General features: G+C 65.7%; 27 protein-coding genes and 1 tRNA gene. 17 read left to right on the top strand and 11 right to left on the bottom strand.

Annotated features, from left to right (window positions below; all coding sequences use genetic code 11):
• Nucleotides 1–7: 7 nt before the first annotated feature.
• Entirely contained in the window at nt 8–1,150 is a 1,143-nt protein-coding gene (locus LJD17_RS01855) for a zinc-dependent alcohol dehydrogenase (protein ID WP_227382283.1), read from the top strand.
• Here LJD17_RS01855 and LJD17_RS01850 read toward each other — a convergent pair.
• Nucleotides 1,093–2,040: a DUF6538 domain-containing protein gene (locus tag LJD17_RS01850; RefSeq protein ID WP_227382281.1), complete on the bottom strand. Its 948-nt coding sequence runs from the start codon at nt 2,038–2,040 to the stop codon at nt 1,093–1,095. The genes LJD17_RS01855 and LJD17_RS01850 overlap by 58 nt on opposite strands.
• Nucleotides 2,041–2,126: 86 nt before the next feature.
• Nucleotides 2,127–2,211, bottom strand: a tRNA-Leu gene (locus tag LJD17_RS01845).
• A gap of 211 nt (nt 2,212–2,422) precedes the next feature.
• Between LJD17_RS01845 and LJD17_RS01840 the strand changes: the two genes are divergently transcribed.
• Nucleotides 2,423–3,523: a complex I NDUFA9 subunit family protein gene (locus LJD17_RS01840; RefSeq protein ID WP_227382279.1), complete on the top strand. Its 1,101-nt coding sequence runs from the start codon at nt 2,423–2,425 to the stop codon at nt 3,521–3,523.
• Here LJD17_RS01840 and LJD17_RS01835 read toward each other — a convergent pair.
• The gene (locus tag LJD17_RS01835) at nt 3,455–4,186 is read right to left on the bottom strand and encodes a sulfate transporter family protein (protein ID WP_227382277.1); all 732 of its coding nucleotides are present in this window, start codon (nt 4,184–4,186) and stop codon (nt 3,455–3,457) included. The two genes, LJD17_RS01840 and LJD17_RS01835, sit on opposite strands and share 69 nt — an antisense overlap.
• A gap of 116 nt (nt 4,187–4,302) precedes the next feature.
• Here LJD17_RS01835 and LJD17_RS01830 point away from each other — a divergent pair, with 116 nt between their 5' ends.
• Complete coding sequence (locus LJD17_RS01830) at nt 4,303–5,562, top strand: flavin monoamine oxidase family protein (protein ID WP_227382275.1); 1,260 nt, start codon at nt 4,303–4,305, stop codon at nt 5,560–5,562.
• Between the two features lie 7 nt (nt 5,563–5,569).
• Here the strand turns inward: LJD17_RS01830 and LJD17_RS01825 are convergent, their stop codons facing one another.
• Complete coding sequence (locus tag LJD17_RS01825; protein ID WP_227382273.1) at nt 5,570–6,562, bottom strand: 2-hydroxyacid dehydrogenase; 993 nt, start codon at nt 6,560–6,562, stop codon at nt 5,570–5,572.
• Between the two features lie 163 nt (nt 6,563–6,725).
• Between LJD17_RS01825 and LJD17_RS01820 the strand changes: the two genes are divergently transcribed.
• Nucleotides 6,726–7,259, top strand: coding sequence for an SH3 domain-containing protein (locus LJD17_RS01820; protein ID WP_227382271.1), 534 nt, complete (start codon nt 6,726–6,728; stop codon nt 7,257–7,259).
• A gap of 34 nt (nt 7,260–7,293) precedes the next feature.
• Entirely contained in the window at nt 7,294–7,443 is a 150-nt protein-coding gene (locus LJD17_RS01815) for a DUF3096 domain-containing protein (RefSeq protein WP_227382268.1), read from the top strand.
• 19 nt (nt 7,444–7,462) lie between these two features.
• On the opposite strand, the gene LJD17_RS01810 is transcribed toward LJD17_RS01815, so the two are convergent.
• Complete coding sequence (locus tag LJD17_RS01810) at nt 7,463–8,401, bottom strand: hypothetical protein (RefSeq protein ID WP_227382267.1); 939 nt, start codon at nt 8,399–8,401, stop codon at nt 7,463–7,465.
• Between the two features lie 179 nt (nt 8,402–8,580).
• Between LJD17_RS01810 and LJD17_RS01805 the strand changes: the two genes are divergently transcribed.
• Nucleotides 8,581–9,306, top strand: a complete 726-nt coding sequence (locus LJD17_RS01805; RefSeq protein WP_227382265.1) for a carbonic anhydrase — start codon at nt 8,581–8,583, stop codon at nt 9,304–9,306.
• 51 nt (nt 9,307–9,357) lie between these two features.
• Here LJD17_RS01805 and LJD17_RS01800 read toward each other — a convergent pair whose 3' ends face one another.
• Genes LJD17_RS01800 through irrA form a run of 3 tightly spaced genes read right to left on the bottom strand, consistent with a single transcriptional unit; the run spans nt 9,358 to nt 11,940 of the window.
• Entirely contained in the window at nt 9,358–10,515 is a 1,158-nt protein-coding gene (locus LJD17_RS01800) for an adenylate/guanylate cyclase domain-containing protein (protein ID WP_227382263.1), read from the bottom strand.
• A 30-nt stretch (nt 10,516–10,545) separates the two neighbouring features.
• On the bottom strand, nt 10,546–11,424 hold the full coding sequence (locus LJD17_RS01795) for an EamA family transporter (protein WP_227382261.1): 879 nt from the start codon (nt 11,422–11,424) through the stop codon (nt 10,546–10,548).
• Nucleotides 11,425–11,469: 45 nt separating this feature from the next.
• Nucleotides 11,470–11,940, bottom strand: coding sequence for an iron response transcriptional regulator IrrA (gene irrA / locus LJD17_RS01790; protein WP_227382259.1), 471 nt, complete (start codon nt 11,938–11,940; stop codon nt 11,470–11,472).
• Between the two features lie 230 nt (nt 11,941–12,170).
• Here irrA and fabA point away from each other — a divergent pair, with 230 nt between their 5' ends.
• From fabA to fabI, 3 genes are all read left to right on the top strand, one after another.
• Entirely contained in the window at nt 12,171–12,689 is a 519-nt protein-coding gene (gene fabA / locus LJD17_RS01785; RefSeq protein WP_227382258.1) for a 3-hydroxyacyl-[acyl-carrier-protein] dehydratase FabA, read from the top strand.
• 90 nt (nt 12,690–12,779) lie between these two features.
• Nucleotides 12,780–14,003, top strand: a complete 1,224-nt coding sequence (gene fabB, locus LJD17_RS01780) for a beta-ketoacyl-ACP synthase I (protein WP_227382256.1) — start codon at nt 12,780–12,782, stop codon at nt 14,001–14,003.
• A 163-nt stretch (nt 14,004–14,166) separates the two neighbouring features.
• The gene (fabI, locus tag LJD17_RS01775) at nt 14,167–14,997 is read left to right on the top strand and encodes an enoyl-ACP reductase FabI (protein ID WP_319799660.1); all 831 of its coding nucleotides are present in this window, start codon (nt 14,167–14,169) and stop codon (nt 14,995–14,997) included.
• A 37-nt stretch (nt 14,998–15,034) separates the two neighbouring features.
• Here fabI and LJD17_RS01770 read toward each other — a convergent pair whose 3' ends face one another.
• The gene (locus LJD17_RS01770) at nt 15,035–15,229 is read right to left on the bottom strand and encodes a hypothetical protein (protein ID WP_227382254.1); all 195 of its coding nucleotides are present in this window, start codon (nt 15,227–15,229) and stop codon (nt 15,035–15,037) included.
• Between the two features lie 116 nt (nt 15,230–15,345).
• Nucleotides 15,346–15,780 carry a hypothetical protein gene (locus LJD17_RS01765; RefSeq protein WP_227382252.1) on the bottom strand — a complete coding sequence of 145 codons (435 nt, stop codon included), beginning with the start codon at nt 15,778–15,780 and terminating at the stop codon, nt 15,346–15,348.
• Nucleotides 15,781–15,937: 157 nt separating this feature from the next.
• Between LJD17_RS01765 and LJD17_RS01760 the strand changes: the two genes are divergently transcribed.
• Nucleotides 15,938–16,624: a thioredoxin domain-containing protein gene (locus LJD17_RS01760; RefSeq protein WP_227382250.1), complete on the top strand. Its 687-nt coding sequence runs from the start codon at nt 15,938–15,940 to the stop codon at nt 16,622–16,624.
• Here LJD17_RS01760 and LJD17_RS01755 read toward each other — a convergent pair.
• Entirely contained in the window at nt 16,621–17,748 is a 1,128-nt protein-coding gene (locus LJD17_RS01755) for an AI-2E family transporter (protein WP_227382248.1), read from the bottom strand. The genes LJD17_RS01760 and LJD17_RS01755 overlap by 4 nt on opposite strands.
• Before the next feature lie 253 nt (nt 17,749–18,001).
• On the opposite strand from LJD17_RS01755, the gene murJ reads away from it, so the two are divergent.
• The 7 genes from murJ (at nt 18,002) to LJD17_RS01720 (ending at nt 24,175) form a co-directional block, all read left to right on the top strand.
• The gene (murJ, locus tag LJD17_RS01750; RefSeq protein ID WP_227382246.1) at nt 18,002–19,525 is read left to right on the top strand and encodes a murein biosynthesis integral membrane protein MurJ; all 1,524 of its coding nucleotides are present in this window, start codon (nt 18,002–18,004) and stop codon (nt 19,523–19,525) included.
• A 67-nt stretch (nt 19,526–19,592) separates the two neighbouring features.
• Nucleotides 19,593–20,633 carry a tryptophan--tRNA ligase gene (gene trpS, locus LJD17_RS01745; protein WP_227382244.1) on the top strand — a complete coding sequence of 347 codons (1,041 nt, stop codon included), beginning with the start codon at nt 19,593–19,595 and terminating at the stop codon, nt 20,631–20,633.
• Nucleotides 20,634–20,685: 52 nt separating this feature from the next.
• Entirely contained in the window at nt 20,686–21,183 is a 498-nt protein-coding gene (locus LJD17_RS01740; RefSeq protein ID WP_227382242.1) for a universal stress protein, read from the top strand.
• Nucleotides 21,184–21,649: 466 nt separating this feature from the next.
• Entirely contained in the window at nt 21,650–22,210 is a 561-nt protein-coding gene (locus LJD17_RS01735) for a NifU family protein (protein WP_227382240.1), read from the top strand.
• A gap of 78 nt (nt 22,211–22,288) precedes the next feature.
• Nucleotides 22,289–22,879 (top strand): malonic semialdehyde reductase, encoded by a 591-nt coding sequence (locus tag LJD17_RS01730; RefSeq protein WP_227382238.1) that lies wholly within the window; start codon nt 22,289–22,291, stop codon nt 22,877–22,879.
• A gap of 114 nt (nt 22,880–22,993) precedes the next feature.
• A complete protein-coding gene (gene tsaB, locus LJD17_RS01725) occupies nt 22,994–23,677 on the top strand; it encodes a tRNA (adenosine(37)-N6)-threonylcarbamoyltransferase complex dimerization subunit type 1 TsaB (RefSeq protein ID WP_227382236.1) in 684 nt (227 codons plus the stop codon).
• 12 nt (nt 23,678–23,689) lie between these two features.
• Nucleotides 23,690–24,175, top strand: a complete 486-nt coding sequence (locus tag LJD17_RS01720) for a GNAT family N-acetyltransferase (RefSeq protein ID WP_227382235.1) — start codon at nt 23,690–23,692, stop codon at nt 24,173–24,175.
• Nucleotides 24,176–24,216: the final 41 nt, after the last annotated feature.

The following is a 24,216-nucleotide window of genomic DNA, read 5'->3' as shown; positions in this document are numbered from 1 at the left end:
GCTTCTCATGCGTGCGCTCATCTGGAACGGCGTCAACGACCTGCGTGTCGAGACCGTCAAGGATCCCGAGATCGTCAATCCGCGTGACTGCATCCTGCGGGTCACCATGTCGACCACCTGCGGCTCGGACCTGCACTTCATCGACGGCTACATCCCGACCATGAAGGCCGGTGACGTGATCGGTCACGAGTTCATGGGCGTGGTCGAGGACGTCGGACCTGAGGTGAAGAAGGTCAAGAAGGGGGATCGGGTGGTGGTGCCGTCCTTCATCACCTGCGGCCAGTGCTGGTACTGCAAGAACAAACTTTATTCGCTGTGCGACAACACCCATCCCAAGCCCGAGCTGCAGGAGCCCATCTTCGGCTATCCGACCGCCGGCATCTACGGCTATACCCACGCGTTCGGCGGCTATGCCGGAGCGCACGCCCAATATGTGCGTGTGCCGTTTGCCGACAACGATTGCTTCAAGGTGCCGGATGGTCTGCCGGACGAGCAGGTGCTGTTTCTCTCCGATGCCGCTCCGACCGGCTACATGGGGGCGGATTTCTGCAACATTCAGCCCGGCGGCGTCGGCCTGATGGCCCAGAAGAGCGCCTTCCTGATGGGGGCCGAGCGGGTGATTGGCATCGACCGCTTGCCTGAGCGGTTGCAGATGGCGCGCGAGCATGTCGGCTCCGAAACCATCAACTACGAGGAGGTCGACAGTGTCCTGGAGATGCTCAAGGAAATGACAGGCGGCCGGGGCCCTGACGCCTGCATCGACGCCGTCGGCATGGAGGCGCACGGCACCGGTCTGCAATACGCCTACGATCGTGCCAAGCAGCTCATGTACATGCACACGGATCGCGGCCAGGCGCTAAGCGAGGCAATCCTGGCCTGTCGCAAGGGGGGAACACTTTCGATCCTGGGCGTCTACGGCGTGATGGACAAGTTTCCAATCGGAGCCATCATGAACAAGGGCCTGACGGTGCGCACGGCTCAGCAGCATGGGCAAGCCTACATGGACCGCCTGCTCGACCATGCTCAGAAGGGAGAGCTGAACCCGTCGTTCCTGGCGACGCATCGTTTCTCGCTCGAAGATGCACCGCATGGCTACGCCATGTTCAAGCACAAGGAAGACGGTTGCGTCCGCTCCGTGTTCATTCCCTGAAACCGAAGCGATCCCCATAGCAATCGCACGGGTGCGAGCTTCGCGTCCCGGATCGTCTTGGGTCGAAGGTTCGCCGCGATGAGGGTGTTCTTCCAGATCACCAGATCCTGCGCGGTGATCCGGGTAGCATCGTTATGCTTGAGGAACGCCTTCAACTCCTTGAGCACCCGCTTCCATTCATAGACGGTCTTTTCGGCAGGGCGCTTTTCGGCGGACCGGCCTTTCACGAGGTCATCGAAGCTGACGAGCTTATGGGCGCCACGAGGCGATGCCGAGGGAATGATGATCGGCACATTCGATGCAGGAACGAAAGCGCCCTGCCCGTAGTCGCCCTTGGCGAACTGCGCGAGCGTGAGGCAGGGCCTCTGGATGGCCGCACCGATGGCCTTCGCCAAACGCTCCTGGCTCTGCTCATCCAGGATCAGGCCTCGTGCTTGAGCAAGGGCGCTGGCTTCTTCCCGGCACAGAAACTCATGGGCGCGGTGCGCGCCCCGTGCTGGGTCGCCCATCAGGCGCACTTCGAGGGGCGTACCGAGGTCAAAGGATGAGGGCTTCCAGAGGTCGCCGCCGATGTCGGTGTTGCAAGAGGTCTGCTGGCTCGGATTGTCCCGGTAGGCAGTCAGCCAAGTATCGTGAACCGCCCAGGCCAGCTCATGAGCCTCCCGCTCGGAAAGGGATTTGGAGCCGGCGCGCAGGTTCTTCCACTGCTCCTCCAGCTCGGTCAGAGCTTTGAGGTGCTCCTGCTTCGCCTTCTCAGGATCTTTGGTCTTGAGACTGAGTTTGATTTCCCGCTTGCCGATGATGGCTCGGAGGTCGTCAGGGACGCCTCTGCGAAGCCAGTAGATTCCGGTCTTGGGATGCTTCCAGGGACGCGACATCGAAAGGGCCATTTGTACCACCCGTTTGTACCACTCGGGCAGTCTCCCAGCCTTGATTTACCTGGATTCGTTTGCGGATCAACCACTTAAGAGTGGTTTGGTGCCCAGGAGAGGACTCGAACCTCCACGGTGTTACCCGCTGCTACCTGAAAGCAGTGCGTCTACCAATTCCGCCACCTGGGCATGCCTTAACGGCGAGCCTCGTTTAAGGCCATGCGGGCGGCGCGTCAATCGCCCAAAGGCATCCTTTTTGCATTCGGGTGCTCCGCGCCTCTTCACAGGGGTCCGGGGTTTGACTAGAGACGTTGCCAGGTTCCATTCCGCGGTCCGTCGGCCCAGCTCGTGCAAGAGCCGGCAGGCCCTCTTCCACGTCCATGAGGACAGGAGGCTTTCCATGATCGGCCCGCTTCGTACGCCTGCGCAGCAGCTCGTGACGATTTTCGGCGGCTCCGGATTTCTCGGCCGTTACGTGGTCAGCGCGCTGGCCAAGCGCGGCTATCGCATCAGGATCGCAACCCGCCAGCCGAATCGGGCGAATTTCCTGCCTCAGGGCATGGTCGGTCAGATCCATGCCGTCCAGGCCAACCTGCGGCATCGCGACTCGGTCGCCCATGCGCTGGCGGGGGCGGATCACGTCATCAACCTGGTGGGAATCCTCAAGGAAGACAGCCGCCAGCGCTTCGACCTGATCCAGACAGAAGGCCCAAGGCTGATCGCCGAGCTCGCGCCGGCCAACGCCAACATCGTTCATGTGTCGGCTCTCGGGGCCGATGCGAACTCCGAATCGGCCTATGCGCGCTCCAAGGCCGCCGGGGAGGCGGCCCTGCTCCAGGCACGGCCCCATGCGGTGATCTTCCGGCCATCGCTGATGTTCGGCCCCGGCGACGGATTCTTCACCCGTTTCGCAGGACTCGCCCGCATGCTCCCCGTGCTGCCCCTGGCCGGAGCCGATACCCGCATGCAGCCGGTTTATGCGGCGGACGTTGCGGAAGCCATCGCCCGCGCGGTGGACGGCAAGGTCGAAGGCGGCAAGATCTATGAATGCGCCGGACCGGAAACCCGCACGTTCCGGGAGCTCGTCCAGTACGTGCTGGATGTCACCGAGCGCAAGAGCCTCATCCTGCCCCTGCCCGCGCCCGTGGCCCGGGCGCAGGGAACGGTCCTCGGCTTCCTCGACTGGGTCTCCCTCGGCCTGTTGCCGGAAGCTTTCGCGATGACCCGCGATCAGGCCATCCTGCTCGAAACCGACAACGTGGTCTCCGAGGCGGCCCGGCGTGAAGGCCGTACGCTCGAGGATATCGGAATTCTTCCGGCCTCCTTCGAGGCGATCGTGCCGTCCTATCTCGTGCGCTTCCGCAAGACCGGCCAGTTCGACCTCCAGCGCAACACGGTGCCGGCCCCCGCGCCGGATCTCCTGCGCGCCGAATCAGAAGGGCCGGCTCCCGGCGTCCAGACGCTCGGCCCCGTGTCCCGCGGCGAGACGCCGAACCATTAAGCGCTTGTGCAGGTGAACCATCATCGCAGCCCCGAAGATCGGGATGAGAAGGTTCACCACCGGCACCAGAACAAGGGCGGCGAGAACGGCGCCGCCCGCCAGCACCGTCATCCGGTGCGACACCCGGATACGGGCGACGTCCTCCGGCGGCCAGAAGCGTCCGGCCGCGAGTTCGAAATATTCGCGCCCGAGCAGATAGGCGTTGACGGCGAAGAACACGATGATGTTCGGCCCCGGGATGAAAAACAGCAGCAGGGCGATCAGGTTCACAAGGAGCGAGAGGCCGGCGAAGCGAAGGCCGTAAAGGAGAGCCTTTCCCAGGGGAAGGGCCTGGCCCGGTCGATCGGCCGGATAGGATCGGGACTCCACCACCTCGGCCACATCGTCGAGAAAATAACCTGCGACGATCGCGGATACCGGTGGCAGCAGGTAGGCCAGCCCGATGAAGATTCCCGCCCCCGCGAGAAACGACGCGATGCCGTCGATGATCGGATAATCGGTGCTCAGGGGATGGTCCTGAAGCACCAGGCCGATCAGGGATGTCAGGCCGGCCCAGACGAGGGCCAGGAGCAGGACCGTCAGCGCCAGGGATTTCCACAGAATGCGCCGCAGCGGCGGCGAGAACACGTCGCGGGCGGCGGCAAGAACCGAAGACGTCAGCATGAGACGGTCGTCCGGGGCGGCAGAACAGCAAGCGGATCGGTCATGAACTCTCCTGAAAGGCGGGGCGGACTTTACTTATGAACGGACCCTTCGCAAGACGAGGGGTGGAGGAAACGATGCCGTCAGGGCGTGCCAGCAATGTCAGTGAACCCGCCGCAGAGGTCGATGTGGCGGTTGTGGGGGCCGGCGCCGCGGGCATCGGAGCCGCGCGGCGGCTGATCGGGGCGGGGTTGAGCGTTGCGGTCCTGGAGGCCCGCGGCCGGATCGGCGGACGGGCCTACACGGTGCCGCTCCGGGGACATCCTGTCGATCTTGGAGCCCATTGGCTGCATAACGGACCAATCAATCCGCTCGTGCGTCTCGGGCGTGCGAGGGGCGAGCGCCTGCGCCAGGCGCCGGGGGAGCGTCATCTCATCATCCATGGGCGAGCGGCGACGCGAGCGGAGCGGGACTCCTCGAGCCGCGCCTTCGCCCTCTCGGACGCGGCCATCGCGCGCGCCATGAAGGGGCCGGATCGGCCCGCGGCAAGCGTGCTTCCACCCATGGGGCCTTTCGGGCGCCGCGTCGTTGCAACGGAAGGTCTCGTCTCGGGAAGACCCTTCGACGAGGTGAGTCTGCACGATGTTCCGGACATGGCCTATGGGGACAATTTTTTCATCCATGGCGGCCTCGGTGCCTATGTGTCACGGCTCGGAGCCGATTTGCCGATCCGGCTGCGCACTCCCGTCCGTGCGGTCGATTGGTCGGGACAAGGCGTACGGCTCGACACGGAGGCGGGGGTCCTGCGCGCCAGGGCCGTGATCCTGACCGTGCCGATGCTCGTGCTGCAGCGGGAGGATGTGCGCTTCACCCCGGACCTGCCTGTCCCCGTGCGGGAGGCGATCCATGGCTTTACGCAGGGCGTGTACGAGCATGTGGTCCTGCATTGGCCCGATGCTCCCTTTCGCGGTCCGGACCGGCTGGCGGGCCTCCTCGGCGAACGGGAAGAGCCGCCCGGCCTTCTGACCCGGGTCGACGACACTCCCTTTCACCTCTTCGAGCTCGACCTGCCGACCGCCTCCCGGTTCGACAACCGCGATCCCGACGCGCCGGGCCGGTATGCGCGGGCGGTTCTGGCGGCGCATTTCGGGCATCGCGCCTTAAGCCGCCTGAGCGTCTGCCGCAGCACCGCTTGGCGGCACGATCCGTGGTCGCGTGCATCGTGGGCCGTGGTGCCGCCGGGACTCGTGTCGATCCGGGACCGGCTCAAGGAGCCGGTCGATGGGCGGATCTGGTTTGCCGGCGAAGCCCTGTCCCGGGCCCAATGGGGAACGGTCGGCGGCGCGTGGGAAGAAGGAGACCGGGCCGCGAAGGAGATTGCCTCCCGCTTTGCCTGAGGGCGCCTTACAGCATGCTCGGGAGCACCCGGTCCGGCGGCTTGTGGCCGTCGATGAAGGACCGGATGTTGACGATGACCTTCTCGCCCATCGCGATGCGCCCCTCGTGGGTCGCCGAGCCCATATGGGGCATCAGCACGACTTTGCCCTGCTTGGCGAGGCGGACGAGGCGTGGATTGACCGCCGGCTCCTCCTCGAACACGTCGAGGCCCGCCCCCGCGATCGCGCCGGCCTCGATGAGGCGGGTGAGCGCCCCTTCGTCGATGACCTCGCCGCGCGCCGTGTTCACCAGGATCGCGTCGGGCCGCATCAGCTTGAGGCGGCGGGCGGACAGGAGGTGATAGGTGGCCGGGGTGTGCGGGCAATTGACCGACACGATGTCCATGCGGGCCAGCATCTGATCGAGGGATTCCCAGTAGGTCGCCTCGAGTTCCGCCTCGATCTTGGGGGCCACGTGCCGGCGGTTGTGATAATGGATCGACAACCCGAAGGCCTTGGCCCGGCGCGCCAGGGCCTGCCCGATTCGGCCCATGCCGACGATCCCCAGGCGCTTTCCCGTGATCCGGCGCCCGAGCATCCACGTGGGGGACCAGCCTTCCCACTTGCCCTCCGGAATGACCCGCGCTCCTTCGGGAATACGCCGGGCCACCGCGAGGATCAGCGCCATGGTCATGTCGGCGGTGTCCTCCGTGAGAACGCCCGGCGTGTTGGTGACGGTCATCCCCTTCGCGACCGCGGCCTGAACGTCGATGTTGTCGACACCGTTGCCGAAATTCGCGATGAGCTTGAGGTTGGGACCGGCCCGGTCGAGCAGGGCCGCGTCGATCTCGTCCGTCACGGTCGGCACCAGGACGTCCGCGCTTGCCATCGCTTCCGCGAGGGCCTCGCGGGACAGGGGCTCGTCCTCGAGATTGAGCCGGGTGTCGAAGAGTTCGCGCATCCGCGTCTCGATCACGTCGGGCAACCGGCGGGTGACGACGACGACTGGTCTCTTTTTCATCGGCCTGCAAAGCCCCCGCGCTCGAAAAATCGCCGGATCCGGGCGCGTTTTCACGCTCCCTTAACCCTGTTTCAGCCACTAAGGCGACGAGCCGCCGCGTGGCGGCCCTCGCCAAGCTTCTCTACCAGAGGCGCGACCCGAGACAAACCCGACACGAGGAAACATGCGCAGGATCCTGCTCCTTCTTGCCCTCATGGTCTTCAGCGTCCCGCCCGCTCTCGCGCAGCAGCCTCCCGGCGGGCGCCTCGGCACCGGCCTTCCGGTTCCGCGCTATGTGAGCCTCAAGACGGACCGGGTGAACCTGCGGGAGGGCCCGTCCAAGGATCATCGCACCGCCTGGGTCTTTCAGCGAGCCGGCCTGCCGGTCGAGATCATCGCCGAATACGAGACCTGGCGGCGGATCCGCGATTCGGAAGGGACGGAAGGCTGGGTGCTGCACTCTCTCCTGTCCGGGCGGCGCACGGCGCTCGTGATGCCCTGGGCCAAGGGAGCGGTTCCGCCGATCCCCATTCTCGACGGCCCGAGTGACAAAAGCGGCGTCGTCGCTCAGCTGCAGCCCGGCGTGATCACCAACATCAAGGGCTGCGACGGCACCTGGTGCCGGGTCGTGATCGTCATGGAGCGGGCCCGCGACGTCGACGGCTATGTCCGTCAGGACAAGCTCTGGGGCGTCTACCCGAACGAGAAGGTCGAGTAGTCAGCCCGTCGCGCCACCATCAACCGGAGATTCCATGACCCTGTCCTTCAGCCTCAAGAACATCCTGCCCCTCCTGGCCCTGATCCTCGGCGTCGCGTCGATCGTGGCGCCCCGCTTTCTCAACGTCTTCGTGGCGATCTTCCTGATCGCCTACGCGGTTGTCGGCTTTGGGCTGATTCGCTGACGGATCCGGGCGCCGGGCCTCAATGCAGGGGCTCGGTCCGCCCGGCCGCCCACGTCGGTTGAAACCGGTTCGGATCGACCGTCAGCCGGGTCTCTCGATGAGGATCCTCGCCTCCCATGACGGCGTTCTGCGCCGCCTCCGCGGCCAGAGCGACCCATCCCCAGAAGGCCGTGAACCACGCCCTCGCCTCCCCGACGAAATGGGCCGAAAGGGCAATGCCGTTGCCACGGCGATCCTGCGTCAGCAGTCCCTTTTCCTCGGCCCGGTTGAGGACGTTGCGGACATGGGAATGGGAAATGCCGAGATTCTCGGCGACCTGCCGGCTGTTGAACGAAAACCAGGTCTCACCGGCAGCCGCCGCCGCGTAGTGGCCCCGTAGGAGCAGAAGCCCGATTCGGTCGCCGCAATCGAGACTGTCGATCCAGGTCCATCCGGCCGCGGCTTCGGGAGGCGTGCGGGTGCGCTCCAGAACGGGACGTGTCCGGCCGATGAAGGCCGCGAACAGGGCCTCGTCCTCGCCGATGCGCGCCGCAAAGCCGGGCGCGACGAATCCCATGATCTCGCAGCAGCGCACATGGTGGAGAATCCAGCCTTTCAGGCCTTCGATCAGGGGCGTGGCCGGCACCAGATATTGCTGACGCCGGTCCGCCGGGTCGACCTCGATGCGGATCATGCCCGCAAGCCGCAGGAGCCCGAAGAATGCCGCGAGCGTCCGGGCTTTTCCCATCTGGGCCTGAACCTGGGACAGCGTCGGCCGGCCTCCGCGACCCTCGAGGGCCTCGTAATGCATGATGATCGCAAGCCCCGCCGCGTGGGACTGCGTCGCGCGGCCGAAGATCTTGTTGATCAGCTTCTCGCCCCAATGCATCCGCAGGATGGCATCGACACAAAACCGGATGGCGTCTTCGTACGGCGAATCAGCCGCCACGGCGTCGGTTTGCGGGATCATCTGACCCATGGCGTAAAACCCCTTCCGGCGTCCGGAGACTGAGCGGGAATGCGATCCGCAACCCCTGCAAGTTTTGGACTTTGCTCCTAAGGAAGTACCCCCGAAAGTGCACATGCCGCAAGGGAACCTGTGCCCCCGTTCCCAGCGAACCGGCTCTTTGCCGCCTTTTCCCATCGAGAGGTCGAATCATGTGTGACAAGTGTTCCGCCGGAACAGCGCCCCATCTCTCCCGCCGAGGCCTTCTGATGGCCGGTGCGGGGATGGCGATGGCGTCCGGCCTTGCCTTGAAGTCCGGCAGCGCCTTCGCGCAGGCCTCGCCGCAGAATGCCATCAGCGGCGAGGACGCACTCAAGCGCATCATGGACGGAAATGCCCGTTATGTGGCGAATGCGCCGGAGCAGAAGGATTTTTCGGCTGGCCGGGCCGCACGCGCCCAATCCCAGCATCCGATCGCCGCGATCGTCAGCTGCTCCGATTCCCGCGTCGCACCCGAATACGCCTTCGATCAGTCGCCGGGCGACCTTTTCGTGGTTCGGGTTGCGGGCAATTTCGTGAATGACGACGGGTTGGCGAGCCTCGAATTCGGGACCCAGTTCCTCGGCGCTCCGCTGATTCTGGTGCTGGGACACACCAGCTGCGGCGCGGTGTCGGCAGCCGTCAAAGTCCTGGACGAGGGACTGAAGCTGCCCGGTCACCTTCCCGAACTGATCGGTGCCCTGAAGCCGGCGGTGGAAGTGGCCCGGAAGGACAAGCCGTCCGATCTTCCTGCCGCGGCGACGGTCGCGAACGTGAAGCTCAATGTCGAGCGTCTCCGGAAAGCCACACCGATCCTGAGCGAGCGCGTGGCGGAAAAGAAGCTCCTCGTGGTCGGCGGCGTCTACGATCTTGCCACCGGAAAGGTCAATCTCGTTTAAGGTCGGCCTGCCTCCCGTCCGCATGCGGTCGACGGGGGGCCAATCCCGGCGCTAGGCCAGCGTGAACAATTCCCGCTCCGTCGGCACGCCGCGGAGCCGGTGCAGGCCCAGGGACCGGACGGGCAGCGGACTGGCCTGCGCGACGGCCGCCGACATGACCAGATGGCAATCGAGCCCACTGCAGAGCGCCTCCATGCGGCTGACCTCGTTGACGGCCGGACCGATCACCGTGAAGTCGAGACGGCTGGCGGCGCCGATATTGCCATAGAAGACGTCGCCGCTGTGAAGGGCGATATCGAGATGGAGCGGCATCGCATCCGGATGGGTCTCGTTGACGGCATCGTTCAGCGCAAAGGCGGACAGCGCGGCCCGGATCGCCGCCGCGCCGGCCGCTTCCGGAGGTTGGTCTTCCGTGATCGGAAAGGCCGCCAGAAGACCATCGCCGAGGAATTTGAGCACCTCCCCGCCTTCGGCGACGATCGGCGCGGCCATCGCTTCCAGGTGCTCGTCGAGGCGGCCGATCACAGGGGCGCCGACCTGATCGGCCAGCGCCGTGAACCCCCGCAGGTCCGCGAAAAGCAGGGCGGCCGTGATGGTGGCGCCGGCCCCGCGCCGGATCTCGCCGCTCAAGACCCTCCGCCCGGCGGACAAACCCACATAGGTATCGAGCATTCCCACCGTCAGGTCGAAGAGACCGATCCGATAGGCCGACAGACTGAGCAGGGGCATGATCGCCCCGATGCGGACAACCTCCTCCTGGCTGAAGCCGCCGTCGCGCAAGCTCGAAAACGAGACCGCGATGCCGCGCAGGTCCGGCGCCCCGGCGTTTTCGAACCTGACGAGGTGGGCCAGGTAATCCGTGCCGCCGTCCCGCCGGATGTCGTCGAAGAGATCGAACCGGATCGGGTGATTCTCGTGAAAGCGCCAATGCTGCTCGCTCAAGCCTTCCCGCAGCATGTAGCCGAAGGGGCTGATCTCGAAGGCTTCCTGATTGCGCTCGTGCGAAATACCCTCGACGACGGTGCCGCCCTGGTGTGTCCAGGTATGGTTGAAGACGCGGATCGTCGGATTGACGGTCGGCAGGGCGATATAGGCCCGCGCGAGGGGAATGCCGTCGGCCGCCAGGCGCTCGACGATCCCGGTGAGGAGCGTCGCGATGCTCGATCCGCTCAGTCCCTGCTCGATGATCCAGGCTTCCAAATTCGTCATGATCTTCACCTTGGCGAGAACCGGTGTTCCTCAGACGGCGCGCAGCCTGCGCATCACGCGAATTCCGAAGACATTGACCGCCAGGCCCAGCACGATGACGGCGCCGCCGATCGCCTCGATCGGGTGCATGGTCTCCCCCAGGATGAGCGCCGAGCCGAGAATTCCCGCCACCGGCACCAGAAGCGCGAAGGGCGTGACCGTTGCGGCCGGGTAACGCGACAGGAGAAAGCTCCACACCGCGAAGGCGAAGATGGTCGTCGGATAGGCCAGATAGGCGACGGCGCCCACCGTGCCGCCGTTCACGTGCGACAGGGCTGCCATGACCCGGTCGGGCCCATCGAGCATGAGGGAAAAGGCCAGAAGCGGCAATGGCGGAATCAGGCTCGCCCATACCACGAAGCCGAGCATGTCCACGCGTCCGGCTTTCTTGGACACGATGTTGGCGACGCCCCAGGCCGCGGCCGCCGCGACGGTCATCAGGAAGGGTCCCGCGCCGCCTCCCGACAAACGGGGCCAAGCGATGAGCACGAGGCCGAAACACGCGACCAGGCCACCGACGATCTGGTGCGGGCCGGGCCTCTCGCCCATGGCGATCGCGGCGAACAGGATCGTGAAGAAGACCTGGGCCTGCATCACCACGGAGGCGAGGCTGGCGGGCATGCCGAGCGCGATGGCGGCAAACAGCAATCCGAACTGCGCCACTCCCAGGAAGAACCCGTAACCGGCCAGGATCCGCCAGCTGGTCTGGGGGCGCGGAATGAAGAACACCGCCGGCAGGGCCGCGAAGAAAAACCGGAGGGACGCCAGGAGCAGGGGCGGCGTCGTGCCGACGCCGAGCTTGATGACGACGAAGCTGAGGCCCCAGATGACGGTGACGATCAGGGCCAGAAACACGTGGACGAGCGGCATGTGGGGAAACCTGAAGGGCCGCTCCGATCCGGCGCGAAAAAGTCTTTAGGCGGCTTTGCGGCGAAGGCGCACGATCACTTCGACCCCGGCGACCTCCATGCCGGGAGGCGGGGCCGGCAGATCGCCCACGCTCACCCCGGTCGACGGCATGTCGACCAGCTCGCCCTCGTCCTCAAGGAAGAAATGGTGATGCTCGGTCGGATTGGTGTCGAAATAGGATTTGGCCCCGTCGACCGCGAGCTGGCGCAGGAGGCCGGCCTGGGTGAACTGGTGCAGCGTATTGTAGACGGTGGCGAGGGAGACCGGCACCCGGGCCCGGGTCGCCTCTTCGAAAAGCACCTCGGCCGTGATGTGACGATCGCCTTTTCCGAACAGGAGCCAGCCCAGCGACACCCGCTGGCGGGTGGGACGCAGGCCCACGCGCCGCAGCTTGTCGCGCAGCTCGGACAGCGGACAGCCTCGCCGGTGCGCGGGAGCGGTGGTGGACTCGATATAGGCGGATAACGGATCGGTCATCTTCGGAACTGATTGCAAGAAATGATGCTTCTATCCTGATAATCATAAGGAAGCGAGGCCCTGGCTGCAAGGCTGGCTGCCGAGGACCGGGGTTGCAAGGTAAAGTTTTTGCCCTTGCGGCTCAGGTCCCTTTGATGGACGCCCAAGCCTGTGCTACCAGAGCCCCGTTTCATGGCTCCGGTCTGTCGCGGGGCCACCTTTGGCATGGGATGAAAGGATCGGCATCCGGCATGGACCGCCCGTCGAGCTTTAATTACGAGGAACTTCTCGCCTGTGGGCGTGGAGAAATGTTCGGCCCTGGCAATGCGCAGCTGCCTCTGCCGCCGATGCTCATGTTCGATCGCATCACCTCCATCGGCGAGGACGGCGGCGAGCATGGCAAAGGCCATGTGCGGGCCGAGCTGGATGTCAGGCCCGATCTCTGGTTTTTCCCGTGCCACTTCAAGGGCGATCCGGTCATGCCGGGCTGCCTGGGTCTCGATGCCCTGTGGCAGATGGTCGGCTTCTTTCTCGGCTGGTCCGGATCGGCAGGCCGCGGCCGGGCCCTTGGCGTCGGTGAGGTGAAATTCTCCGACCAGGTCCTTCCGACCGTCAAGAAAGTGGTCTACGGGGTCGACCTGAAGCGCGTTTTCCGGTCCAAGCTCGTTCTCGGCATCGCCGACGGATGGCTGGAAGCGGACGGGCGCCGCATCTATGAGGCCAAGGACCTCCGGGTCGGGCTGTTCCAGGCCGAGCCGGCCGGCGGCTAGCCGGTCACCGGCCACGGTTGTGAACCGGCAAGGTCAACCTTACCTGTGGTCCATCGGACTCGATCCGGCTTTTCTTTGGAAGAGGTAGCTATGAGGCGCGTCGTCGTCACCGGAATGGGCATCGTTTCGTCCATCGGCAACACCACGCAGGAGGTGCTGGCCTCTTTGCGGGAAGCGAAATCCGGCATCGCCAAGGCCGAGGACTACGAGAAGTACGGCTTCCGGTGTCAGGTCCACGGCGCTCCGACGCTGAACCCCGAGGAGATCGTCGACCGGCGCGCCATGCGCTTCCACGGCAAGGGAACCGCCTGGAACCACGTGGCCATGGACCAGGCGATCCGCGATGCCGGGCTCGAGGACGGCGACATTTCAAACGAGCGCACCGGGATCGTCATGGGCTCCGGCGGCCCGTCCACTCGCACCATCGTGGAAGCGGCCGACATCACAAGGGACAAGGGCCCGAAGCGAATCGGACCGTTCGCGGTGCCGAAGGCCATGTCCTCCACGGCGTCCGCGACGCTCGCCACCTGGTTCAAGATCAAGGGCGTCAATTATTCCATCTCCTCGGCCTGCGCGACCTCGAATCACTGCATTGGCAACGCCTATGAGCTGATCCAGATGGGCAAGCAGGACGTGATGTTCGCGGGCGGCTGCGAGGATCTCGACTGGTCGCTCTCATCCCTCTTCGACGCCATGGGCGCCATGTCGACCAAGTACAACGGCACCCCGGCCACGGCTTCCCGGGCCTATGACATCAACCGGGACGGTTTCGTGATCGCCGGCGGCGCGGGCGTTCTGGTGCTCGAGGAGCTCGAGCGCGCCAAGGCGCGCGGCGCGCGCATCTACGGCGAAGTGGTGGGCTACGGCGCGACGTCCGACGGCTACGACATGGTGGCTCCCTCGGGCGAGGGCGCGGTCCGCTGCATGCGCATGGCGCTTCAGGGAGTGAAGGGCCCGGTCGACTACATCAACCCGCACGCCACTTCGACCCCGGTCGGCGACCTCAAGGAAATCGAAGCGATTCGGGAAGTTTTCGGCACCGGCGACAAGTGCCCGCCGATCTCGGCCACCAAGTCGCTCACCGGGCACTCCCTCGGCGCGACGGGGGTGCAGGAGGCGATCTATTCCCTCCTGATGATGAACAACGGCTTCATCTGCGAAAGCGCCCATATCGAAGAGCTCGATCCCGCCTTCGCCGACATGCCGATCGTGCGCAACCGGATCGACAACGCCAAGATCGACACCGTGCTGTCCAATTCCTTCGGGTTCGGCGGCACCAACGCGACTCTGGTGTTCAGCCGCTACAACGCTTAAACAAGCGTCACACCACTGAGACATGTCCGTGCGAGGTCCCAAACCCGGCAAATAATCGGGACCCCTCATGGATATGCTCAACCGTATGGCCATCACGGCTCGCGATGCACGGTTCCTTGATGATCGGCATCGCACCCTAGAGCCGACGCACAGGGGGACCCGAGTGACCGGTCTGATGCAAGGAAAGCGGGGCCTCATCATGGGCGTCGCGAACGATCATTCCATTGCCTGGGGCATTGCCAAGACACTGGCGTCCCATGGGGCGGACCTCGCCTTCACCTATCAGGGCGAAGCGCTCGGCAAGCGCGTGACGCCGCTGGCCCAGTCCCTCGGCTCCGATCTGGTGCTGTCCTGCGACGTGGAAGACGTCGGCTCCGTCGACAAGGCGTTCGACACCCTGGATGCGCGCTGGAACGGCATCGATTTCGTGGTTCACGCCATCGGCTTCTCGGACAAGTCCCAGCTCAAGGGCTCCTATGTGGACGTCACCACCCGGGAAAACTTCTCCCGCACCATGGTGATCTCCTGCTTCTCCTTCACGGAGATCGCCCAGCGAGCCGCCAAGCGCATGACGAACGGCGGTTCGCTTCTCACCCTCACCTATGGCGGCTCGACCCGCGTGATGCCCAACTACAACGTGATGGGCGTGGCGAAGGCGGCCCTCGAGGCGAGCGTGCGGTATATCGCAGCCGATCTCGGCCCCAAGGGCATCCGGTGCAACGCCATCTCGGCGGGTCCCGTGCGAACCCTCGCGGGCGCGGGCATCTCCGACGCCCGGCTGATGTTCACCTACCAGAAAGCGCATGCCCCCTTGCGCCGGACCGTGACCATCGAGGAGATCGGCGGCTCCGCGCTTTATCTCCTGTCCGACCTGTCGACCGGCGTCACCGGTGAAATCCACTACGTGGATTCCGGCTACAACATCATCTCGATGCCGCGTCCGGATGTCCTGAAGGCGCAGGACGCCGCGGGCGTGACAGGAGAAGAGGCTTGAACCCAAGCCTCTTCGGGCGCTTCCACCGTCCCACGCCCTAAGGGGCTTTCTCGGCCGGTTTTTCGTCGTCGGAACGGGTGAGTTCGTGGCTTACGGGTTCGCGGGCCGTTCCATCGTGGGGCGGCGGGCCCGCCACGGCGGTTCCGCCCATGTAGGAGGGCGGATCGCTCGCCGGAAACGAGTAATCCGAGCCCGCATCGACCAGATCGTCTTCCTGCTTCTTGCCGCTCATGGCAAACCCCTTGGCAAATCCCACGACTGCATCTGCTTATCTTCGACAATGCGGTCGCGGGTTTCCCGTTCAGAAGCGGAGGAATCTTTCAGGGGATGCATTAGTCTCTCAGACGATCACTCCTTGAGGAAAGCATCGATCCAGCTTTCCAGAATCGACAGAATTTCTCCCGCATCCGCGTAACCGACATGGTGAAACGCCGGGCTCGCCATCTCGACGGCATCGGAGACGTCCATGCCGGAGGACGATCCCTGCCCTCCAAGGGATTGAATGACTGCCATGTCGTACCGCATGGCCGCCACATGCATCGCGAAACAATATTGAACGGCTTTCAGATCCGGTTGCTTCGCCGCGCGGCCGTAGCAGTCCTGCAGCGTTCCGTTGAGACCTGCGATGCCGTTTTTCTTGATTTCGGCCAGTGCCGTCGGACCTGCCTTCTTGAAGACCTTTTGCGCCCTCGGCAGAAGCGGAACGGTACCTGCCTGTGCGACCATGGACGTCGTGCTCAGAAAGACGACAAAGATTGCTTTTCGAAGAACAGAAAGCGGCAACGACGGACTCCTTCAACAGTTATCACACGATATAACAGATTGTTGTGTGAGAATGTGTGAATCTTCACGCGTCCGCCCAAACCCGCCGCGTCCTGAAATGCTCGCATCCGACGTTGCCGCTCGGGTTCACGACCCCGTGAGACGTGCGAGCTTGGCCTTGCTCCGGACATCATCGGACGGCACGACGGCCTGCCTCGATTCGAAAGCTTTGCCCGCCATGATTCTGTCCCGCCGTTCCCTTCTCGCCGGCCTTTCCCTGTCCGGCCTCGCCTCGCCCGCGCTGGCCCAGAAGGCACCGGAGCCGGAACGCATTCCGGTGGAGCTTTTCGAGGACAGTCTCGATCTCCCCTCCGCGGTCCGTCTGGGTCATGCCCATGGGGACGTGATCATGATCGAGTATTTCGATTACAACTGCCCCTATTGCAAACGGTCCGCCCAGGATCTTCCGGAACTGCTCAAGGCCGAGCCCGATCTGACCTATTACCTCGTCAATTACGCGGTGCTGGGATTGCCGTCCGTGACCGCCACCAAGGCGGCCCTGGCCTATCTTCAGGTGTATGGGCCGGAACGTTATCTGCCTCTTCATCTGGCCCTGTTCGGGCTTCGCGGGCCGGTGGACGGCAACCGGGCCCTCGGGGAAGCGGAGCGCCTCGGCGGCGACCGGGACCGCCTGACCGAGACGGCGAACAGCGAGCGGACCATCGGGTGGATGAAGCAGGCCCTGACCTTGGGCAACTCCCTCGGCCTCGTCGCAACCCCGTCCTATCTCGTGGGGCCCGAGAGCTATGTGGGCGGCATGAGCCTTGCCCAGAAGCGGGCCGCCATCGTTCGAGCCCGCGCTTAATCCGACCCGACGGAGAGCCCGGCCTCCCGCGGCGTTCCGACCTGGCTGCGCCAGATCGTCAGGAGCGCCGCCATGATCACCGGTCCGAGAAACAGGCCGATGAGCCCGAAGGTTTCAAGGCCCCCCAGGATCCCGACCAGGGCCCAGAGAAACGGCAGCCGGGCGGCGCCGCCGATCAGGCCCGGCTGGACCACGTTGTCCCCCACCAGCATGACCAGCGCCCCCCAGCCGAAAACGGCGGCGGCGGCGATGATCGATCCACCGGCCATCAGGAGCACGGCGGCCGCGACCCCGAACGCGAACCAGGCTCCCATCGGCAGCATGGCGAAAGCCATCGTCAGGATGGCGAAGAGCACCGCATGCGGAACCCCGGCCAGCACGAAGCCGATTCCGATGAGGATGCCCTCGCCGACCGCGACCAGAACCGTCCCGTTCACCGTTCCCCGCACCGCGACCGTCATCTTCTCGGCGAGGCGCTCGCCGGGCGTTCCCAGCCACCGGTCCGTCAAGTCGAGAACCTGTGCGCCGATCCGGTCTCCGTCGCGCAGCAGGAGAAACAGGGCCATGAAGCAGATGAGCGCATGGAGCAGGTGCGCCAGGGCGGCGCCGCCGAGAGTCCTGGACCATCCGGTCAGCGTCTCAGGGTCGAGCCCGTTCAGCCATTGCCCGGCGGATTGCGGCTGGCTCAAATGCGCCTGCCACCACGTGTCGAGGTTCTGGCCGAGAACCGGAAGATGGCGGACCCATTCGGGCACCGGGATCCCGTTCTGCTGCGCATGGGTGATCCATTGCAGGAGGGTCTGTGCCTCCCGGCCGAACGACACCATGGCGAGGACGAACGGGACCGCGAGAATCACGGCGAGCCCGCAGGTGGCGAGCAGCGGCGCGGCGACACGCCCGCCACCGATGCGCATCCGCATCAGGTCATAGACCGGCCAGACGCTCAGGGCGATGATCACCGCCCATCCGAGGGCCGCCAGATAGGACCGCAACGTCCACAAGGCGAGCAGACACAGAAGGACGGCACCGATATGCCGCGCGATCCGCCGGGTTCCGGCATCCGGAGCCCGGCGCCCCAAGTCTCCACCGTGGGCGGAAATCACCTGCTTGTCTGTTGCGCGCATGGAAGCGGTCCTGTCCGGGTTGACCCGAACGGACAACGCCGCCGAGGCCCAAAAGGAACCGTCCACAAGGACTCGGGCGGCAATCGGTGCGCCTTCTCCTGCATCGCCAGTGGCTATGGGTTCCGGGTTCGCCTTCGGCGCCCCGGAATGACGGAAGCGCCGCTGTCATTCCGGGGCGCATCTCCGGGGCGGGCTCGGAATTTCCCCAATCGCGCTTAGACAATTTCTCCAGGAACGGCTAAGCGCGGCGTCCATGTCGCTTTTGCGCTCCTCACTCCTGGTCGGCGTCGGCGCTGTCGCGTCGCGGATTCTCGGCTTCGTCCGGGATATCCTGTTTGCGCAGGTGCTCGGGGCGGGCCCCGTGGCGGATGCCTTTCTGGCGGCCTTCCGGTTGCCGAACCTGGTGCGCCGGGTCGTCGCCGAAGGCGGCCTCAATCCCGCCCTGGTCCCCAGCCTCACGCGCCTGGAGCCGGACGAGGCGGCCACGATGGCGGGCAACGTCACCCTCGTGTTCGGATGCCTGCTTCTGGGAATCGTGGCGGTGGTGGAGGTCGGGGCGGGCGCGATCGGCCTTCTGGTGGCGCCGGGCCTCGCGTCACAGGACGGCGTGCCCGAACTGGTCGCGCTTTACACCCGCCTCGCCTTTCCGGCGGTATTCGGGGTGACGCTCGCGTCGATCGGAGCCGCCTTTCTCAACGTCCGCCGCCGCTATCTGGCCGCGACCTTCGCGCCGCTCGTGGTCAATGGCGGCCTGATTCTCGCGCTCGTGGCGATCAGCCAGGGTCTGGCCCTCGCGCCGGAACGGCAGGCGGCCTGGCTCTCCGTTGCGTCGAGCGTCGCCGGGCTCCTGCAGCTCGGGCTGATCGCCGCGGCTCTTGCCTCGGGAGAGGACAAGCCCGTGCGCTTTCGCCGTCCCGTCTGGTCTCCGGCCTTGAAGAGCCTGCTCCTGGCGGGACTGCCGGCCCTCGTGGCAAGCGGTGCCGTCCAGCTCTTCGTCCTGGCCGGCACCCAGGTGGCCTCGTTCTGGCCCTCCGGCGTGTCCTGGCTCTATTACGCGGAACGGGTGATGCAGCTTCCCCTCGGGCTGATGGCGGCCCTGGCCGCCAGCGTCCTCCTGCCGGAACTCGCCTCCCGCCACCGGGACGGCGGGACCGATGCGGTGGTGGTGGCGCAGAACCGCGCCCTCGCGCTCGCGCTGTTTCTGGCCCTGCCCGCCGCCGCCGCCCTCGTCATCCTGGCCGAGCCCATCAGCACGGTTCTGTTCCAGCGCGGCGCTTTCGATCCGCAGGATGCCCGCGGTACGGCGCTCGTGCTCATGGGCCTGAGCGCGGGCCTCCCGTTTGCGACGGCCGGGAAAGTTCTCAGCCAGACCCTGTTCGCGCGGGGCTCCCTGCGCGGAACGCTTCTTGCGGCCGTGGCCGGCATCGTGGTGACGATCGGCGGGGCTGCGCTCCTTGGCGTTCTGTTCGGCATGGGCGGGATCGCCCTCGGGATCAGCCTCGGCTGCCTCGCGCATGCCGGCGCGATGGTATTTCTCCTGCGTCGCGCCGGGCTCTGGCGGCTGGACCGCGAGATCATGGGCAAGATCGCCGGAATCGGCCTTGCGACGATCGCGATGGGGCTTTTCCTCGCCGGTCTGCGCTACCTGATGCCGGAGCCGCGGATTCCCGGCCTGGCTGTCCTTTGTCTGGGCGGCCTTGCGTTTTATGCGGCAGCCGCATGGCTGTTCGGCGCCGTGACAGGGCGGGATCTCGCGCTCCTGACGAAAAAGCCTTAAGGAGCGCTTGCATCGCGGACCGGCCCTGTCATAACCGCCGCCGCGACAAGCGTGGGAGTCGATCAGGATGGCGCAATTCAAGGAGCTCGTGTTTTCGGGCGTTCAGCCGACGGGCAATCTCCATCTCGGCAATTATCTCGGCGCCATCAAGCGCTTCGTGGCCATGCAGGAGACTCACGACTGCATCTACTGCGTCGTCGACATGCATGCGATCACCGTCTGGCAGGACCCCAAGGAACTCAAACGGCAGATTCGGGAAGTGACCGCGGCGTTTCTGGCCGCCGGCATCGATCCGTCCAGGCACATCGTGTTCAACCAAAGCCAGGTGTCCCAGCACGCCGAGCTCGCCTGGGTGTTCAATTGCATCGCCCGCATGGGCTGGGCGAGCCGCATGACCCAGTTCAAGGAAAAGGCCGGCAAGGACCGGGAGAACGCCTCCGTGGGCCTCTTCGCCTATCCGATGCTCATGGCGGCCGACATCCTGGTCTACCGGGCGACGCATGTCCCCGTGGGCGAGGATCAGAAGCAGCACCTCGAGCTGACCCGCGACGTCGCGCAGAAATTCAACAACGATTTCAGCGAGTCGATCGCGGAGCACGGCTTCGGGGACGCGTTCTTCCCGCTCACCGAGCCGCTCATCGCAGGTCCGGCGACCCGCGTCATGTCCCTGCGCGACGGCTCGAAGAAGATGTCGAAATCGGATCCGTCCGACTATTCGCGCATCAACCTGACGGACGATGCCGACACCATCGCCCAGAAGATCCGCAAGGCGAAGACCGATCCGGAGCCGCTGCCGTCGGAGGTCGAGGGTCTGAAGACGCGGCCCGAGGCGGACAATCTGGTGGCGATCTATGCGGCCCTCACGGACACGAACCCCGCCGACGTGCTGCGCGAACATGGCGGCGCGCAGTTCTCCGGCTTCAAGGCCGCCCTGGTGGACGTGGCGGTGGCGAAACTCTCGCCGGTCGCCGGCGAGATGCGCCGCCTAATGGCCGACCCGGGCCATATCGACGCGATCTTGGCGGAGGGTTCCGACAAGGCCAGGGTCCTCGCCGCGCAGACCATGGATGCGGTGAAGGATATCGTCGGCTTCGTGCGGGCGCGCTAGGTTCCTCTCCGGCCGTCGCGATGATGCGGCGGCCTGAACCGGGAGACAGGCTTTGAGCGGCAAGCGCCAATCCTATGAGGCCGGCCACCGGCCGAAATTCATGGTGGTGGTCGACGCGACCGCCGAATGTGCCCGCGCCGTCCACTTCGCAGCGCGGCGCACGGCCCGCACGGGCGCCAGCATGATCATGCTGGCCGTGGTCGATCCTCCGGATAATTTCGAATGGATCGGCGTCGGCGAGGCCATGATCGAAGAAGCGCAGGACGAGGCGCGCAAGCTTTTGGAAGAGGCGGCCGGCGAGGCCCGCAGCGCCGCCGGTGTCGAGCCGGAGCTGGCGATCCGGGTCGGCCCCCGCGCCGACGAGATCATCCGCCTCATTCACGAGGACGAGGACATCTCGTTCCTGGTGCTCGCGGCCGGAACCGGCAAGGAGGGCCCCGGGCCCCTCGTCTCCACCCTGGCCGGGCGGGCCGCGTCCACTTTTCCGGTTCCGATCGTCATCGTTCCGGGCAGCCTCACCGATGAGGAAATCGACGCCCTGGCGGGGTGATTCTCCCACGCCGGACCCTCCCGTCATTCCGGGGCGAGCGGATGCGAGAGCCCGGAACCCATATCCGCTAACGGCGCAGAATGGGACGCAACGACAGCCCCCCTCGCAAAGCTCAGCGGTTATGGGTTCCGGACTTGCCTGACGGCAATCCGGAATGACGGGGTGGCGCTCCTGTCATTCCGGGGCCGCGCAGCGGAGCCCGGACCCCAGAACCGCTAACGTCACAGGAGAGAGCGCTATGGTGGCCGTCGCGTCTTTTCCGGCACCCTCGGCGTGTATGGGTTCCGGGCTCGCCTGCGGCGCCCCGGAATGACGGGAGGTCGGCATGACGGGGATGCGGGGATTTCACCCTTGGAATCCTCCTCTCCCCATTCCACATCTTCCGCAGAACCTGTTAGAACGATTCCAAGCCCATTCCGGGCTCTTCACGCTCGGCCGGCCTTGAACCGGCGCAGAGGAAAGACCGATGTTCATTCAGACTGAAGCGACTCCCAATCCCGCGACCTTGAAGTTCCTGCCCGGCCGCGTCGTCATGCCGGAGGGCACCTTCGAAGCCCGGACGCTCGATGCCGCCGACGCCTCGCCCCTGGCCGGGAGACTGTTTTCCGTGCCGGGCGTCACCGGTGTCTTCTTCGGCTACGACTTCATCACCGTCACCAAGGCCGATGGCGAATGGCAGCACCTGAAGCCCGCCATCCTCGGGGCGATCATGGAGCATTTCATGACCGGCGCCCCCCTGTTCCGGGACGGGATGGGCATGAGCGAGGAAGACGGCGAGGAATTCTTCGACGAGGACGACGCGCCCACCGTCGCGACCATCAAGGAATTGCTGGAAACCCGCATCCGTCCGGCCGTTGCGGGCGACGGCGGCGACATCACCTTCCGGGGCTACAAGGACGGAACCGTTTATCTCGTCATGAAGGGGGCCTGCTCCGGCTGCCCCTCGTCCACGGCGACCCTGCGGCATGGCATCCAGAACCTGCTGCGGCACTTCCTGCCGGATGTCCGTGAAGTGCAGGCGGTCTGATCCGCCTGTCCCTTTCGCCCGGACCTGCCCTAGAATGTCAGCGCGGCCCAAAGCCGCGCTTTTTCTTTGGAGGTCTCCTTGGCTGCCCTGTCCGACGATGCTCTCGATCAGATCTTTCGCGATGCCCGCACCTTCCGCTGGTGGGACGGCACGCCTCTGACGCCGGAAACCCTGCAGGCCATCGCCGACCTGGCGAAGCTGGGGCCGACCAGCGCCAACTGCTCCCCGGCGCGCTTCGTGTTCGTGGTGTCACCGGAAGCCAAGGACAAGCTTCGCCCGCATCTCGACGAGGGCAATGTCCGCCAGACTATGAGCGCTCCGGCGACGGCCATCGTTGCCTACGACACCGAGTTCTACGAAAAGCTCGGCTATCTCGCTCCCCACAGCCCCGACGCCCGCAGCTGGTTTGCCGGCAAGCCGGCGGTGATCGAGGAAACGGCCTTCCGCAATTCGAGCCTGCAGGGAGCCTATCTGATGATGGCCGCGCGCGCGCTCGGGGTCGATTGCGGGCCCATGTCGGGCTTCAGCCGCAAGGGGGTCGACGAAGCCTTCTTTCCGGACGGCAAGATCAAGTCGAATTTCCTGATCAACCTCGGCTACGGCGTGCGCGAGAAACTCCATCCCCGCCAGCCCCGCTTCGCGTTCGACGCGTTCTGCCGGATCGCATGACGGTTTCGGCCTTCGGGCGCGCCGGACGCGCTTTTGCGGGCGGCGTGATGAGAAACCCCATTCCCTCCTGTCCCGAACTTGCTCTAAAGAAACAGGATCGAACGGAGTTCAAGGTTGCGCATCCTCGCCATCGATACCGCGCTGAGCGCCTGCTCGGCCTGCCTCTGGGAATCGGGAGCGCCCGAGCCCCTGGCCCGTGAAACGATCCCGATGGAGCGGGGCCATGCGGAGGCCCTGCTGCCCCTCATCGACCGAGTGACGTCGCAGGTGGATGGCGGATTCGGCACCCTGAGCCGCGTCGCGGTCACCGTCGGCCCCGGCAGCTATACGGGCCTGCGGGTCGGCATCTCGGCCGCCCGGGCCATCGGTCTTGCGGCCGGCATTCCGGTGGTCGGGGTCGCGACCCTCTCGGCGTTTCTGGCCCCCCTCATGACCGGCGAGCGGCGCGGCCTGTTCACCGCCGCCATCGACGCCAAGCATGGCCAGATCTACGTGCAGGCGATCGGAGCCGGGGGACGCGCCGTCATCCCGCCGAGCCTCATGGGCTATCGGGAGGCGCTTCGCCTGCTCGGATCCGGTCCGCTCCTGGTGGCCGGAACCGCGGCGAACACCCTGACGGCCGAGGCGCGGGCGCAGGGGATCGAGGTGGCGATCAGCGACGATGCGCCCGGACCCGACATCGCCTGGGTTGCCCGGCTCGGAGCCATGGCCGACCCGGCACAGGCGCTGCCCAAGCCTCTTTATCTCCGCGAGCCCGACGCCAAGCCGCAGGACGGGGCCCGCATCGCCCGGCGATGAGCATCGTCGGCCATGAGCGTTCTTGATCGATTTCTTCGCCCTCCGGGGATCCGGATCGCCCCCATTGGGACCGAAGCGGCGGCCCGTCTGGCGGCCATTCACGCAAGCGCCTTCGCGCGCGCCTGGAGCAGCCACGATTTCGCCCGACTGCTGGGAGAACGGGGCCATGTGGCGGACGGCTTGTTCATCGGCCGCGCGGCGCAGCCCATGGGGTTCATCCTGTCCCGGGTCGTGCTCGATGAGGCGGAAATCCTCACCGTCGCGATTGCTCCGGCGGAGCGGGGCAAGGGCCATTCGGGCCGGCTCCTCGACGCCCATCTCCATGCCTTGTCGGGCCAGGGCGTGCGCCAGGTGCATCTGGAGGTGGAAGACGGCAACGGCCCGGCGCTTGCCCTGTACCGGCGGCGCGGATTCCGTGAGACCGGCCGCCGTCCGGGGTATTATCTGAAGGACGACGGGACGCGGGCCACCGCCCTGACGATGGCGCTCGACCTATAGCCGCGGCGGGGCGCGTCACCTATAAGCATCTCCAGGAGTGG

Source organism: Microvirga rosea (assembly GCF_020595095.1).
In the GTDB taxonomy this organism is placed as follows: Bacteria; Pseudomonadota; Alphaproteobacteria; order Rhizobiales; family Beijerinckiaceae; genus Microvirga; species Microvirga rosea.
This window is presented reverse-complemented; position numbering and strand designations above follow the sequence as displayed.

Bases quoted from the DNA above. Each gene is read 5' to 3' on its own strand.
- LJD17_RS01855 (WP_227382283.1), top strand. From the start codon at position 8: ATGCGTGCGCTCATCTGGAACGGCGTCAACGACCTGCGTGTCGAGACC.
- LJD17_RS01850 (WP_227382281.1), bottom strand. From the start codon at position 2,040: ATGGCCCTTTCGATGTCGCGTCCCTGGAAGCATCCCAAGACCGGAATC.
- LJD17_RS01840 (WP_227382279.1), top strand. From the start codon at position 2,423: ATGATCGGCCCGCTTCGTACGCCTGCGCAGCAGCTCGTGACGATTTTC.
- LJD17_RS01835 (WP_227382277.1), bottom strand. From the start codon at position 4,186: ATGCTGACGTCTTCGGTTCTTGCCGCCGCCCGCGACGTGTTCTCGCCG.
- LJD17_RS01830 (WP_227382275.1), top strand. From the start codon at position 4,303: ATGCCGTCAGGGCGTGCCAGCAATGTCAGTGAACCCGCCGCAGAGGTC.
- LJD17_RS01825 (WP_227382273.1), bottom strand. From the start codon at position 6,562: ATGAAAAAGAGACCAGTCGTCGTCGTCACCCGCCGGTTGCCCGACGTG.
- LJD17_RS01820 (WP_227382271.1), top strand. From the start codon at position 6,726: ATGCGCAGGATCCTGCTCCTTCTTGCCCTCATGGTCTTCAGCGTCCCG.
- LJD17_RS01815 (WP_227382268.1), top strand. From the start codon at position 7,294: ATGACCCTGTCCTTCAGCCTCAAGAACATCCTGCCCCTCCTGGCCCTG.
- LJD17_RS01810 (WP_227382267.1), bottom strand. From the start codon at position 8,401: ATGGGTCAGATGATCCCGCAAACCGACGCCGTGGCGGCTGATTCGCCG.
- LJD17_RS01805 (WP_227382265.1), top strand. From the start codon at position 8,581: ATGTGTGACAAGTGTTCCGCCGGAACAGCGCCCCATCTCTCCCGCCGA.
- LJD17_RS01800 (WP_227382263.1), bottom strand. From the start codon at position 10,515: ATGACGAATTTGGAAGCCTGGATCATCGAGCAGGGACTGAGCGGATCG.
- LJD17_RS01795 (WP_227382261.1), bottom strand. From the start codon at position 11,424: ATGCCGCTCGTCCACGTGTTTCTGGCCCTGATCGTCACCGTCATCTGG.
- irrA (WP_227382259.1), bottom strand. From the start codon at position 11,940: ATGACCGATCCGTTATCCGCCTATATCGAGTCCACCACCGCTCCCGCG.
- fabA (WP_227382258.1), top strand. From the start codon at position 12,171: ATGGACCGCCCGTCGAGCTTTAATTACGAGGAACTTCTCGCCTGTGGG.
- fabB (WP_227382256.1), top strand. From the start codon at position 12,780: ATGAGGCGCGTCGTCGTCACCGGAATGGGCATCGTTTCGTCCATCGGC.
- LJD17_RS01770 (WP_227382254.1), bottom strand. From the start codon at position 15,229: ATGAGCGGCAAGAAGCAGGAAGACGATCTGGTCGATGCGGGCTCGGAT.
- LJD17_RS01755 (WP_227382248.1), bottom strand. From the start codon at position 17,748: ATGCGCGCAACAGACAAGCAGGTGATTTCCGCCCACGGTGGAGACTTG.
- murJ (WP_227382246.1), top strand. From the start codon at position 18,002: ATGTCGCTTTTGCGCTCCTCACTCCTGGTCGGCGTCGGCGCTGTCGCG.
- trpS (WP_227382244.1), top strand. From the start codon at position 19,593: ATGGCGCAATTCAAGGAGCTCGTGTTTTCGGGCGTTCAGCCGACGGGC.
- LJD17_RS01735 (WP_227382240.1), top strand. From the start codon at position 21,650: ATGTTCATTCAGACTGAAGCGACTCCCAATCCCGCGACCTTGAAGTTC.
- LJD17_RS01720 (WP_227382235.1), top strand. From the start codon at position 23,690: ATGAGCGTTCTTGATCGATTTCTTCGCCCTCCGGGGATCCGGATCGCC.